This is a genomic window from Deltaproteobacteria bacterium (assembly GCA_016219225.1).
Taxonomy (GTDB): domain Bacteria; phylum Desulfobacterota; class RBG-13-43-22; order RBG-13-43-22; family RBG-13-43-22; genus RBG-13-43-22.
Window position 1 is genome coordinate 1 of sequence record JACRBX010000147.1, and the last position, 13,756, is coordinate 13,756.

The 13,756-nt window shown below is 49.2% G+C and carries 14 protein-coding genes and 2 pseudogenes; 15 read left to right on the forward strand and 1 reads right to left on the reverse strand.

Going from position 1 to position 13,756, the window contains the following annotated elements; translation table 11 throughout:
• From HY879_12515 to HY879_12545, 7 genes and pseudogenes are all read left to right on the forward strand, one after another.
• Positions 1-1,310: (Fe-S)-binding protein (locus tag HY879_12515; protein ID MBI5604167.1), on the forward strand; the 1,310-nt coding region annotated here is incomplete at its 5' end.
• Between the two features lie 3 nt (positions 1,311-1,313).
• A complete protein-coding gene (locus HY879_12520; GenBank protein MBI5604168.1) occupies positions 1,314-2,183 on the forward strand; it encodes an electron transfer flavoprotein subunit beta/FixA family protein in 870 nt (289 codons plus the stop codon).
• Positions 2,184-2,352: 169 nt separating this feature from the next.
• Entirely contained in the window at positions 2,353-3,171 is an 819-nt protein-coding gene (locus HY879_12525; GenBank protein MBI5604169.1) for a mycofactocin-coupled SDR family oxidoreductase, read from the forward strand.
• Entirely contained in the window at positions 3,156-4,643 is a 1,488-nt protein-coding gene (gene mftF / locus HY879_12530) for a mycofactocin biosynthesis glycosyltransferase MftF (GenBank protein MBI5604170.1), read from the forward strand. The genes HY879_12525 and mftF overlap by 16 nt, the downstream gene beginning before the upstream one ends.
• 134 nt (positions 4,644-4,777) lie before the next feature.
• Complete coding sequence (locus tag HY879_12535; protein ID MBI5604171.1) at positions 4,778-5,023, forward strand: DUF2442 domain-containing protein; 246 nt, start codon at positions 4,778-4,780, stop codon at positions 5,021-5,023.
• 165 nt (positions 5,024-5,188) lie between these two features.
• Positions 5,189-5,629: a hypothetical protein gene (locus HY879_12540; protein MBI5604172.1), complete on the forward strand. Its 441-nt coding sequence runs from the start codon at positions 5,189-5,191 to the stop codon at positions 5,627-5,629.
• Between the two features lie 103 nt (positions 5,630-5,732).
• Positions 5,733-5,972, forward strand: a pseudogene (locus HY879_12545) (putative addiction module antidote protein).
• 240 nt (positions 5,973-6,212) lie between these two features.
• Here the strand turns inward: HY879_12545 and HY879_12550 are convergent.
• A complete protein-coding gene (locus tag HY879_12550) occupies positions 6,213-6,473 on the reverse strand; it encodes a hypothetical protein (GenBank protein ID MBI5604173.1) in 261 nt (86 codons plus the stop codon).
• Between the two features lie 165 nt (positions 6,474-6,638).
• On the opposite strand from HY879_12550, the gene HY879_12555 reads away from it, so the two are divergent.
• From HY879_12555 to HY879_12590, 8 genes and pseudogenes are all read left to right on the forward strand, one after another.
• Positions 6,639-7,274 carry a hypothetical protein gene (locus tag HY879_12555; protein ID MBI5604174.1) on the forward strand — a complete coding sequence of 212 codons (636 nt, stop codon included), beginning with the start codon at positions 6,639-6,641 and terminating at the stop codon, positions 7,272-7,274.
• A gap of 63 nt (positions 7,275-7,337) precedes the next feature.
• A complete protein-coding gene (locus tag HY879_12560) occupies positions 7,338-7,562 on the forward strand; it encodes an addiction module protein (GenBank protein MBI5604175.1) in 225 nt (74 codons plus the stop codon).
• Positions 7,559-7,864, forward strand: a complete 306-nt coding sequence (locus tag HY879_12565; GenBank protein ID MBI5604176.1) for a type II toxin-antitoxin system RelE/ParE family toxin — start codon at positions 7,559-7,561, stop codon at positions 7,862-7,864. The genes HY879_12560 and HY879_12565 overlap by 4 nt, the downstream gene beginning before the upstream one ends.
• Positions 7,865-7,943: 79 nt before the next feature.
• A complete protein-coding gene (locus HY879_12570) occupies positions 7,944-9,062 on the forward strand; it encodes a hypothetical protein (protein ID MBI5604177.1) in 1,119 nt (372 codons plus the stop codon).
• A gap of 391 nt (positions 9,063-9,453) precedes the next feature.
• Positions 9,454-9,708 carry an SOS response transcriptional repressor gene (locus HY879_12575; protein MBI5604178.1) on the forward strand — a complete coding sequence of 85 codons (255 nt, stop codon included), beginning with the start codon at positions 9,454-9,456 and terminating at the stop codon, positions 9,706-9,708.
• A gap of 354 nt (positions 9,709-10,062) precedes the next feature.
• Positions 10,063-10,361, forward strand: a pseudogene (locus HY879_12580) (putative addiction module antidote protein).
• Between the two features lie 585 nt (positions 10,362-10,946).
• Positions 10,947-11,906: a hypothetical protein gene (locus HY879_12585; GenBank protein MBI5604179.1), complete on the forward strand. Its 960-nt coding sequence runs from the start codon at positions 10,947-10,949 to the stop codon at positions 11,904-11,906.
• A gap of 72 nt (positions 11,907-11,978) precedes the next feature.
• The coding region (locus HY879_12590) for a hypothetical protein (GenBank protein ID MBI5604180.1) at positions 11,979-13,756 on the forward strand (1,778 nt) is incomplete at its 3' end.

Sequence of the window (13,756 nt, forward strand, 5' to 3'; positions counted from 1 at the left end):
TTACTTCTCTTCGTCACCTGGTCGCCGCCCCCTTAAATGTTTATTATCGCAGCCGACAGGATCCCGGTGAACTCTATCCTCTCACCTTGGAAAAAGGGGCCTTGGGGGCCAAAACGATCCACGATTTTTCCTGGAAACAATTGTTGGATGCCGAGGCCTGTGTTTCCTGCAACCGGTGTCAGCAGAATTGCCCGGCCTATCTTGCCGGAAAGCCGCTCTCTCCCCAAAAGGTGATGCAAAAGATCCTGGGTCAGATGGAGGCGCTTTCTCACCAGAAAAAAGAAGGGGCCGATACGGACCTGCCCTTACTCAGCCAGGTCATCAGTGATGAAGAAATCTGGGACTGTACGACCTGTATGGCCTGCCTGGAACAATGCCCTGTTTTCATTCAACCCCTGCGGGAGATTATGGACCTGAGAAGGTACCGGGTTCTCGGTCAGGGCTTGTTACCCAAAGAGGTCAGGCCGGTGGTCAGGAACCTGGAGCTTTTTGGGGATGTCCAGGGGAAAGGAATGGCCTATCGGTCCGAATGGGCCATGAATCTCGGCCTCAGCCCCATGTCCGCGAACAGCCTGAAGCCTGAGGTGCTCTTCTGGGTGGGTTGTTTTGGAGCTTTTCATCCCCGCACCCAGGCCGTGGCCAGGGCTTTGGTGGATATTATGCAAGCCGGACAAGTCCGTTTCGGGTTTCTGGAAAAAGAAGAGTTTTGCTGCGGGGACCCGGCCCGGAGGCTTGGAGAGGAGGCCTTGTTTATGGATCTGGCCAAAAAAAATATCAGCCGCCTGCAGCATTACGGGGTGGAAAAGATCGTGACCCTCTGTCCCCATTGTTTCAACACCCTGAAAAACGAATACCCCGGGTTAGGAGGAAAATTCCAGGTCCTTCATGCCGCCGAACTGGTCAGGGATTTGATTATGCAGAAGCGAATTATGTTAAAATATCCTTTAAAGAAAAAGGTGGCCCTTCATGACCCCTGTTACTTAAGCCGGGCCAATCAAAAAGTGCAACCCCTTAGAGAAACCCTGTGGGCCGTTCCGGATATAGCCTATCAGGAATTACCCCGGAACCGGGAAAACGGCTTATGCTGTGGAGGCGGCGGCGGGCATTTGTGGCTCCATGAAACCGCCGGGCGTCCCATCAATCAGCTCCGGGCCGAAGAGATCTTAAGTACCGGTGTGGACCTGGTGGCCACCGCCTGCCCTTACTGTCTGACCATGCTGGAAGACGGGGTCCGCTCCCAGGCTATAAAAACCCCGCCGGTCATACAGGATGTCATCGAAATCGTAGCGGCTTCTTTAGAGGTGCGTTGATTCATGAAGATCATCGTCTGCATCAAGCAAATAGCCCATACCTACTGCCGGAGCGGTTTCGATCCGGACCGGCATTTTTTGGCCCCTGAAGACACCCTCTATCGCATCAATCCTTATGACGAAGCAGCGCTGGGTTTGGCCCTAACCGTCAAAGAAGCCCTGGGAGGGGGAGAGATTTTCCTCCTGACCTTGGGACCCCTTATCGCAGAAGCCGAATTGAGACGTTGTCTGGCCCTGGGTGCCAACCGCATTTATCACATAGATCAAGAGGGGGTCGTGGATCCCTGGGCTAAATCAAGTTACCTGGCCCAGGCCATAAAAGACCTGGAGGCTCGGTTAGTTCTCTGTGGGAAAGAGTCTCTGGATACACAAAACGGCCAAGTGGGGGCCTTTCTGGCCCATCACCTGGGCCGGCCCTTTGTCTCGGCCATTACCCAACTGACGGTCTCCCCGGACGGCTATTCAGGGACCGTTCAACGGAGCGGCGGGCGGGGGATACGGGAATCCCTTCTTTGCCCTTTACCGGCGGTCTTCAGTGTCGATATGGGCGCCCAAGGTTCGCTTCTTCCCACCTATCCCGATAAAAAACAGGCCTGGTCCATACCGATTCAAAAAATAAAGATTCAGGACCCTATGCCGGAACCCCGGACAATAACTACAGAAGTTTTTCCTCCGCGACCTCGGCCTAAAATAGTCCCGGCACCGGATTGCTCCCGGCCGGCTTATGAACGGATCGAGCAGCTTCTGATGGGCAGCCGCATCCAAAAGATGGGGGCCAGGTTAACCGGAAGCCCTGAATCACAGGTGGAAGGGATCATGGATTTTTTAAGAGAGCACAAATTTTTAAAGCAACCTGTTGGGTGGGTGGAGTGATAACGGAACCCACACGATTAGTACGAAAATACGGTTCAAGGTTCAAGGTCCGGAAAAACCAGTTCGGAGTTTAGAGTTCGGAGTTCGGAGTAAACCATTTTCATGCTTCGTTGTGCCACGCCCTAAGCGTGGCATGTGGAATTAATGCGGAAAAGGATAGATAATAATAGTGGCGAAAAAAAAGCGACAGGATTTAAAAGACAAATTGGCCCTGATCACCGGCGGGGCCCGAAATATCGGTCTGGCCATAGCTAAAGAATTGGCGGCCCAAGGTGCTTCGATAGTCCTGGTTGATATTTGCCGGGACTTAAAAACCATCCCTTATGCCCTGGCCGGGCCGAATGATTTGGAAAGAGCCGTTCAGGAAATTTCCAAAATGGGGGTTAAGGCCCTGGGATTGACCTGCGACATCCGGAAGGAAGTCCAGGTGAAAGCTGCATTTCAACAGGTGATCGACCGATTCGGGCGTCTGGATATCCTGGTCAATAACGCCGGGGTGGTTTCCCTATATCCAATCACCGGTCTGTCTGAAAAGGCCTGGGATGAAGTCGTTGATGTCTGCCTGAAGGGGACCTATCTTTGCTGCAAGTACGCCCTGCATCCAATGATCAAACAGCGTTATGGTAAGATCGTCAATATCTCCTCCGTGGCCGGACTGCGCGGATTAGGACTGGGCGTGCACTACTGTGCCGCCAAGCACGGGATCATCGGCCTGACCAAGGCACTGGCCATGGAGGCGGCCGATCATCATATCAATGTCAATGCCTTGTGTCCGGGAACCACGGAGTCCCCTATGCTGGAGGGTCTGGCCTCCCAAATTCAACACGAGGGCGACCCCTATGAACACTTCGCCCAACAGCACCTTTTCCAGGACCGCCGGATACCCCCCCAGGATATTGCCCAGGCCGTAAGCTGGCTGGTCTCTGATAAAAGCCGGTCCATTACCGGATCGGTAATTACCGTGGATGCCGGATGGTCGGCCCGATAATTAAGCCCCTGGCCTACCGGCTGCGGAAATCGGTCCATTATTCTCAAAGAAACGGCGCCCCATTTTTGGTCCTGGATTTTCCTCTCAAGACCCTTCGCCTCAACCCTTTCTGGATCCCTTTGCTGGAAACCTTATCCGGAGACCTGTTCATACCCCTTGAACATTTAGCTACCCTGGCTTCCTCAGTCCCTGCGGATAAATGCGAATTTTTCCTGAACAGCCTGGTCGAAAAGGGGTTCCTGGAATTTGAAGGTATTTCTCCCCTGTCGGAATTTCCTTTTGTATCGATCATTATTCCGGTCCGGAACAGACCGGAAGCCATCGCGGCCTGCCTGGAATCCCTGCTCCATATCGATTATCCCGCAGAAAAATTAGAAATCCTGGTGATCGATGATAACTCCACGGACCGGACCCCCGAGGTAGTCTCCGGATTTCCGGTCAGATTAATAGCCTTAAAAGAACATAAACAGGCCTCTTATTGCCGCAACCTGGCCGCCCGGGAAGCCCGTGGGGAGATCCTGGCCTTTATCGATTCAGACTGTCTGGCTGAACCGCTTTGGTTAAAAGAACTGGTCCCGGCCTTTAAAGATCCGAACCTTGGTGCTGTCGGAGGGGTTGTGGAGGCCTTTTCCGGGGATAATGGATTGGATCGCTATGAAGAAGTCAAATCTTCCTTGAAGATAGGCTCCTGGTTTAAACGCTCCATCAAAGAAGACCGCTTCTTTTATCTTCCTTCCTGTAACCTCCTGGTCATAAAAACACATTTTTTAAAATTGGGCGGATTCCGAGAAGATCTCTTTGTAGGGGAAGACGTGGATGTTTGCTGGAGGCTGCAGGATGACGGATTCCCTGTCGAATACCGGCCCCAGGGCACGGTCTATCACCAACACCGCAACAGCCTGTGGCCCTTCTGCCTGCGCCGTTTTCAATATGGCACCTCCGAACCCTGGCTGCAGCGTTGGCACAGCCGGAGGAGAAAACAACTCCTCATTCTTCCTGCCGAGTCTCTTTTCTGGATATTTCTGATCTCGGGGATTATTTTTGTCTCCTGGCCTCTTCTCGGAGTCAGTAGCGGTATTTTTCTTCTGGATACCATCATCCGTTTTATTGCCTTAAGTTCCCGCCGGATTCCTCTTGGGTTTAAAAGCCTTTTGCTGGCCGGCATCAGAGAGTATCTGGCCTTTTTTTATCATTGGGCTGCCTTTTTCTCCCGTTATTATCTTTTCGTTCCCCTCCTCATCTTTCCCTTCCTGCCCATGATTTCTCTGGCCTTGATCGGCCTGCATCTTTTAAATGGCGCCGTGGAATATTTTATCAAGAAACCCCGCCTCAACTTTTTTTCCTTTCTTTTTTATTTCACCCTGGATCAACTCGCTTATCAAGCGGGGGTCTGGTGGGGATGCCTGAAAAACCGCTGTTTCCATCCGGTTAATCCGGTCCTGACCTTTAAATCTGTTTTTCGGGAAGGATAGTGAAGGGGGGCAAGATTATATTTGATATTGACAATTTCGGAACTTCCTGATATTAAAAGGAAACCATTTAATATATTGTGCAAAGCAAAGAAATGATACAATAGGAACGCCATGCCGACCATATCAATGTTCTCATGTATCCACCGGTCAAAAGCGTAAAACCCTTGGACGGTTATCGTCTGCTGCTCCAGTTCGGGAATGGTGAAGACAGGGTCTTCGACGTTTCGCCATACCTCAATATCGGCAGATTCGCCGACCTGAAAGACCCATCCATGTTTTCCTCTGTAGCTGTCAAATTTTACAGCATAGAATGGGCAAACCATTTGGACATTGACCCGGAATTCCTGTACGAGAAAAGCACGACCCCAAAGATCACATAATCATGCATGCACCGGGTCAGCAGGAAACGGCGTATGCTTCCCGGTGATGGCTCCGAGGCGGCATCAACCAGCTCATTGGACATGAAGACCCTTGCTGCATGAGTCTTCGGCCCCGCAAGCTGCATGCCACGGATCAACACCGTATTCATTATAGAAAAGATACTGATGAAACCCGATAAGACGATCACAATCATGGCTGATTTTGGATTTGGACCCTACGCTTGGCTTAAGGACACCTCCGATGAATCCGACTACGTTGGAATCAACATAGCTAATAGCCACCATACAGGCATGGACCAATTCGACATCTCAGACCACCTCCAGAAAGACTTTGCCGACTGGATCGGGCAATTCGAGAGAGGTGCACTCGATAATCCCAGTTTTCCTTGGGCATCGTTTCATAAGGAAGGTTTGGCCCTTAGTCGCCGCTTGAAGGAAGAAATAGGAGAAGCCGCCATCGTGGTATATGTGAAACCGTATGAAGACCCAGGTCACGAACAAAACGAAAAGACCTGGTTCATTTCAGAGGAAAAGCAGCAAACAGATACCAGAGTACAGACAAGAAAAAAAGCAGCCGTTCGACAGAAGAAGAATGATGAACTTTGAGGAAATACCGATAACCACCGAACCCGTCAATCCAGTGGACCCGCCCAAAATCGGGCCTCCCGCCCGTTATGATGTCGTAGAGCACCTCCGAACCCCGGAAGAAATGGCAGCTTATCTTGAGGCTTGTTTTGAAGAGGCCAACGGTGATGCGACATGTATCGCCTAAGCGCTGGGCGATATCGCCCGGGCCAAGGGAATGACGCAGGTCGCCCGTGATGCCGGTTTATCCCGCGAGAGTTTCTATAAGGCGCTCTCTGGTGAACGCAGTCCCGGCTTCGACACCATTCTCAAGGTTATAGAGGCACTTGGGTTGAAGTTACACGCCGCAGTGTCTCATGGCTGATTCCATATTCCAACCAAGAGTTCGAGAGGGATGCGGCGATAAAATGGCAAACTTCTCAACTTATCGTTAATCCGGTCCTGACCTTCAAACCTGTTTTTCGGAAAGGATAATGTCGCAACCGATCTTTGAACTTTCCTGCCGGCTGCTGATCAATGGCATCCGTTTTCGGTATCTGAAGTGGACCGGCAGCCCGCGCCCCAGGTCTGCCAAGCCCCAAGCCCCAAGCCTTGAAATCACCCATCACTGCCTGGCCAGATGCATTATATGCAACATCTGGAAGATACCCAAAGAAGTCTGAGTCGCTGTCAAAAACCAAGGGTTTTCTTTGTTAACACTTTTCGATTGACATTGCCTTAAGAAATTGATTTTATAAATTAAAAGATTCAAGTAAGGGAGGGTTTTCTCCTGGGCCCCGGCTTCCCGCAGTACGGCAATGTATCCATCAGGCCAGCGCGGCTGGGGGTCCAGCGGCGCCACGCCCCGGCGATGCGTTTGAGGCATATCATCCCTCCTCTATTAGGGTCATAGGCCTCCTGATCGCATGGAGATTATGGGCTATCAAGCCATTTATTTGAGGATCAGCATTCCGGGAATTCGTGAAATAGAGATGCTATTTTTGAGGCATAGTACTATGTTGGCAGAAAGCGGAGAGGGAAAGGAAATCTTATGAGGAGAATCATCACATGGTCGTTATTGGTCTTGATCGCAACAGTAATCTCGGCTTATGGTCAGACAACGGAAAAGAAAACTTCGGTTCAAGCCCCGGCGGACAAATCCTGGCGAAATGATATGGCTGCTTTTGCGTCGGCGGTTGCAGCCATCGCAAAGAAAGCGGAAATCCCCAATGACTTTCAACTTACCCAAAGCCTGCGAAGTCGTAACGTCTTTAGCCAACAGGATGGCACGTCGATATGGGTCGTACTGAAGGACGGTTTCGGAAAGGAACTGCATGGGGAACTCGCAAGGAGTTTCGTGGGAAAGGTCTCATGGACGGGAAAGGTCACATCGGCTGAAGTGGATCAAGAAAAGCGGACGTGTAATGTCGGAGTGGAGTTCCCAAAGGCGACGGCAATGCCAGACAATCTTGTACTCAGCGACGTCTTTCTCGTCATCCCGTTTGACAAACTGCCGACCGACAAGTTGCCAAAAGTGGGAACGACTTTTTCCTTCACAGGGAACTTGAAGAAGGCCAAAGACGACGATCCCTTGGATCGTGTATGGGTGCTTTACGGTCAGGGGCCAAACGCTGGCAAGAATCGGATTGGTGTATCTATTACCGACGAGGCTCCGACAATGAAGTAGAACGTAGGAAAGGACATCCGGGAATGGATGACGATAACACCATGAACACGGAAAGGGGGGCATATGAGCCTCAAAGAAATCGAAACCGAGATCAAGAAACTGGGTTTAAAGGACCGGGCTACGCTTGCAAAGTGGATAGTCGAAAGCCTCGACGAGTTGTCTGAAGCGGAGGTCGAGGCGTTGTGGGCTGAGGAGGCAGAGCGCCGCCTGGATGAGATGGAGCGTGGGCAAGTGACTGAAATACCAGCTGAAGAGGTGCTTCGCCGAGCGCGGGCTGCCATCTCGTGAAAGTGATTACTTTCCATCCTGATGCTGACGACGAAATCACTGAGGCGGCGCAGTACTACGAGGTGCGTAAGTCTGGCCTTGGTTCGGACTTTCTCGGAGAGGTTGAACAAGGGCTCGACCAGATTTCAACTAACCCCGAGGCTTCCCAGCGAATCGGAAGGCGAGCGAGGAGAAAGCCTTTGTGGCGATTTCCCTTCAATCTGATCTATGCTGTTTATCCAGATCGAATTCGCATCGTAGCCTGTGCTCACCAGAAACGGCGACCTTTCTATTGGCGAAAACGGTTAAGGGCAAAGGATTAGTAGCAAGGGCCAACCAATCGTCCGACTTGACCGGATACACCACCGGCAAGTCAACTCAATGTTATCTGCGAGAGCGAATATGACCAAATCCGATGACCGAATGCTGTGGATTCGTAATCTGGAAGGGAACAACGCCTTGGAGGAGTTTGACACCGTTAACGCCGAAATAGGCTCAGAAAGTCGTATTACCGGACTTCTTGACTACGATGATGGCGCAATCCTTTTCGGACCCACAACCCACAGTCCCGATAGTACGGGCTTGTTCAAGTATATCTTGAGAGTACGACTGGGCTCCGAATCGACCTCTATCACGCACGGGAAGCGTAAGGGTTATCTTTTTCGAGAAGGACAGATAGGTGAACTGATCGCGATAGCTTCACTCTGTCTACAGGCGCGGTTCTATGTCCTCTCGACCACCGTTGGCCGCTTGACCTCTCACGGGGTACCCATTAAGAGTGAATTCTCACCGCCACGGATCGCTTTCGGCCACAACATCGATCCAGTGATCTTCTCTGCCAACGACAGAAATCTTGCAATAGAGCTTCCCGTATTCCTCAAAGAGATACGGCTTATCCCTCCAAAACATCATCTCAGCGTTGCACTCGCGGCAAATCACTACGCGCGGGCTTTGCGCGAGATTGGTATTGACGAAGAAATGGTGTTCGTCAGGTTGGTTGCTGCTGTAGAGACGGCTGCTCATAATCAATCCATTTCAAATGACCCGCTCCTAAATAAGAGGGCCGAAGACCTGTTTCGGTTGGATAAACTCACAGCCTCTGAAATACAGGGACTGAAGAACCTCTTAGAAACTCGGAGAGCCAAGGCGAGATTCGTTGCCTTTCTCGAAAGATTTTCCCCTGGTTTCTTCGAAGGCATGCCCGAAAAGCCAGCACACACCCAGATCACACCTGCGACGCTTTCCTCTGTCGCTGGAGCGATTTACGATGCCCGCTCCGGTTATTTGCACAACGGGTACCCCATGTATCTCTCACACTACAGTCCGGCCTTTCCCGAATGGCACATGGACCCCTCGGTAGGTATGACCTGGCAAAGCAGGTCATACACGGCAGATCAGAAGCTGCCCCGGGCGGACTTTTTCCACCGATTAGTTCGTCATTGTCTTCTATCCTACTTCAAGAGCTTGGTACTTGATCCAAACGAGATAAATGAAGAAGATGTCACCAGTGGAAAAGTATAGTGTCCGTGAAATTGCAAGGGAGTTGAATCTTCCCACTATTGTCGAAAATGGGATACGTGACAATTTCGGCGACCCGATCGCAATAAATGAGTTGAAACAAATAGGCCGGCGGAGATTTCTATCGATCAAGAATTTCGGCTATAAACGCTGGCGGGAATTCCAAAATGCCTTGGCTATATTCAATCCCAGTGACCGATCAGTTTCTCTGATAAATTGGACCAGCCCGAACACAGTAATAGTCGAGATTGACCTGTCAAAATCATTTATTGAAGTAATCGAAGATCTATACAAGATAGCATATAAATTCGTATAACATTACTGCTGAAGCGGATGTCGCAAAGAGCGTGCGCCACCACCGAGCAACCCGTTTTGTCAAAGGATGATAATCCGGATGGTTGATAGGTTCACTGAAAAGCAAGGCCAGTACTTGGCGTTCATATACAACTACACGATAATAAGCGGGCGCCCCCCGGCTGAAGTCGATCTGGAACGTTTCTTCCGGACGACCCCGCCGACGATCCACCAAATGATTTTAAAGCTGGAGGAAAAGGGGTTCATCACTCGTGTTCCAGGGCAAGCAAGGTCCGTACGGCTCTTAGTTGAGCCTGAAGAAATCCCAAGGCTGAAGAAGCCAAATGGACCCTGAAGACAGAACCACTAAGGATTGAGACGATCCTGAAAGGTCCACGCTAACAGGGGTCGGGCCACGAGAACTATTTGATATGATAAATGTTATTGAAAACTTTACCCCTAAAAATGGTCTATATTGCGTTTTTTGATGGCAAAAAGGCGGCTTTTCGAAAAAACGAATAAAGGGTACTAAAGGGGTCTGTCCTTGACTCTTATTTGTTTTTATAAAGTAATAAGAGTTAAGGGCAGACCCCTTTAGACAAAGCGGGGATCTTCGGTTTTGATTTTGCTGGCAGGAGGAGATAAACGTACCCAGGCCTCAGACATTAAAACCGCTTTACGTTTCGCACGTAATTTATATGAGCAAACCATGAAAAAAACAACGACCACTCGTTATGATGTTGCAGAGCACCTCCGAACCCCGGAAGAAATGGCAGCTTATCTTGAGGCTTGTTTTGAAGAGGCCAACGGTGATGCGACATTTATCGCCAAAGCGCTGGGCGATATCGCCCGTGCCAAGGGAAGACGCAGGTTGGCCGTGATGCCGGTTTATCCCGCGAGAGTCTCTATAAGGCGCTCTCTGGTGAACGCAGTCCCGGCTTCGACACTATTCTCAAGGTTATAGATGCACTTGGATTGAAGTTACACGCCAAAGTGTCTCATGGCTGATTTCATATTCCAACCAAGAGTTCGAGAGGGATGCGGCAATAAAATGGCACACTTCTCAACTCATCTTTAATCCGGTCCCGACTTTTAAATCCGTCTTTTTGAAAGGATAATGTCGCAATCGATCTTTTAACTTTCCGGCCGGCTGCTGATCAATGGCATCCGTTTTCTGTATCTGAAGTGGACCGGTAAGCATGCCAAGCCTTAAGCCCCGAGCCTTGAAATCACCCATCACTGCCTGGCCAGATGCCTCATGTGCAATATCTGGAAGATAACCAAAGAAGTCTGGGCTGTTGCTAAAAACTAAGGGTTTTCGTTTTCTTTTTTATCACTTTTCTATTGACATTACCCTAAGAAATTGATTTTATAATTAAAAGATTCAAGTGCGGGATGGTTTCCTTCTGCGCCCCGGCGATTCGTTTGAGGTATATCTTTCCTCCTCTATTGGGAGCATATGCCTCCTGATCGAATAGAGATTATGGGGTGTCAAGCCATTTATTTGAGGCATAGCATCCAGGAAGGTACTCAATTAGGGATGCTATTTTTGATGGATAATATTAAGTTCGCCAGAGACATCGGAGGAAAACAATGTGCCATGACAAGGCTAAGCAGGTTACAGTCGACCTTGGTGAACTCAAGAATACGTGCTTCGTCGCGATGCCGTTTGACCGACTATACACGGCTGAGTATGAGACCGTGATCCGGCCGGCCATTGAGAAGGCAAACCTGGTTGCCATTCGGGGCGACGAAATCTATGCAAAGGCAAGAATCGTTGATGACATCTGGCATTCGATCCGCTCTGCACGCGCCATCGTCGCCGAACTGACAAGTAAGAACCCAAACGTGTTATATGAGGTCGGATTGGCACATGCTATCGGCAAAGCCGTAATCATCATAACTCGGGAGGAAGACGATGTCCCATTCGATCTCAAATCACTTCGCTACATATACTACGATACGAATGACCCCTATTGGGGCACAAGTCTTGCAGCGGCCTTACAGAACATGCTTGAGAACGTCCTGCGCGTGAAAGATGTCTCATCCCACCTGGAGGGCATAGCTGCCGTCCAACCGCCAGCCTTCCCCTCCGTCATACCTGTGCCCCAGACCAAACAGAAGGAGGAGGAGCAAGTCCTTGCGGTGGCCGGCCAGTGGAAGTGCTCAATCAGTGAGGACTGCGATTACGACTTGCGCCTTTCCCTTTCTCAGAACAAGAAGGAACTTTCTGGGATCGCTACAGTGGGTTACTTCGTAGATGAGGTTCCCAGCGTTGTTCAAGAAGTCCTAATCGGAGGAGTCGATGGCCGAAAGGTCTCTTTGGCATGCGTGAACTACACCTTCGTCGTGCGGGGCAAGGACTCCACCTACAGCATGGACTCCTATCAACTCGAACTCTCTGAAGACGGTCGGAAACTCATTGGAACAGGGAAAGACGGAAGGAGGATTTACAAGGTCGCGTTCAACAGGGAAGATGACGGGGCGTCTGAGATGCATGTGGGTTCACGGGTTGGACGGAAGGCGACCAAACCGTCAGACCGTACGCGATAGTGCACGCCGGTCAACGGCCCCGTTAGATTTTTCCTTCAGTCAAGATTACTTGTAAGGAGAGGAAGACATACAATGTCCCAGAGAGCGCCAGCTATCAAAGCACTATATGAAGAAAGAAAGAAGTTCATAATTATTGGTTTGACAGGTAGAACAGGGTCAGGGTGCAGCACTACTGCGAAACTGATGACCAAACCATGGCCCGAATTGAAACCCCCAAAGCCGCAATCAGGATCATTCCGGACAAACGAAGAAAGAAAGTACCGCATCGTCTTCGACTTCGCTAAGTACAACTGGAAGCAATTTCAGTGGATTCAAATAAGGGACATCATCACATCCTTTATCCTCATTGAATCATTTGACGAGTTTGCTGTCTTTGCTGTCAATGAAATCGCTAAGGATTCTTTGGAACGTCAAGTACCCATTGACAAAGAACGGGCCATCAGAAGACTGAAAGAGGAAGTTGAAATAGAGTTTAAAGAACTACGCTATTATATGGAAAGTCTACCGAAATTAAATGATGAGGATGACGAAGCGCTTTTTAGTCAGGCTGATTCAGTACTGGAGTTTTATTTACGAAAGCTACCAGCTTTCTCTTCAAAGCTGAAAGATTCACTGCAGAGGCTTTCGAAAGATAGCTACACAAAAGTTTACCAGATAGTTGGTGACAACATCAGGTCTTCTGGAGGCGCAATAAAAGACTCCTTTTCTCCATCACACATATTTACTATAGCAAAGAGCACAAATAAACTAATAAAAGTCCTCAGACACTTAGCCAAGAGAGAGGATAGTGAAAATTTAATCGTCATCGATGCTATTAGGAACCCTTTTGAAGCAACCTTTTTCCATGATCGTTATGCTGCTTTCTATTTATTGGCGGTCAATTGTCCAAACGATGATCGAATTAAAAGGCTACAGAAATCGTATGACTACAGCCCTTCTCAAGTTCAAGCGATTGACAAAAAAGAGTACGATGATAAACCTGAAGGTAACAAATTCTTTGTCTCTCAGAATATAAAAAGATGCATTGAGATGGCAGACATTTATTTTCCCAATCCGAGCCTCGGAGAAGATGACCTGAGTTTCCTAACACGTCAATTAGTCTGGTATATATCACTCATCATGCACCCCGGTCTAGTTACACCTACATCCTATGAACACGCAATGCAAATTGCTTACAGCGCAAAGTTGAGTTCTGGCTGTATATCGAGGCAGGTGGGAGCCGTAGTGACTGATCAAAATCTAACAATTAAGGCTGTCGGATGGAACAATACTCCACAAGGGCAGGTACCATGCATTCTGCGAAGTTCCACGAGCCTAAATAAACACGACGATAAGGCAGCATACAGCGACTATGAGAATAACAATCCAGAATTTAGGAATATGATAGAGTCAACATTAGGGGTGCAGAAAATTTCTCCAAGAGTGGATATGCTACAGGGACGAAATCTTCCCTTTTGCTTTAAAGACATCAGAAACTGTCTTAAGAACGGTGATAATCAAGTTCATACAAGGTCACTACATGCGGAAGAAAACGCATTTTTGATGATATCTAAGCACGGGGGACAAGGCCTTAAAGATGGCATATTATTTACAACTGCTAGCCCATGTGAATTGTGCTCAAAGAAAGCCTACCAGCTTGGCATCACAGAAATATACTATATAGATCCATATCCAGGTATTTCAAACGAACATGTACTTAGGGGTGGTAACAAAAACCCTAAATTGACTCTATTCAGTGGCGCAATAGGAAAAGGTTATCATAGGCTATTTGAACCCTTGTTGCCCTACAAGGATGAACTTGAAATGCTTCTCGATTTTAAATGGCCGAGTAAGAATGAACTTGAAGCCAA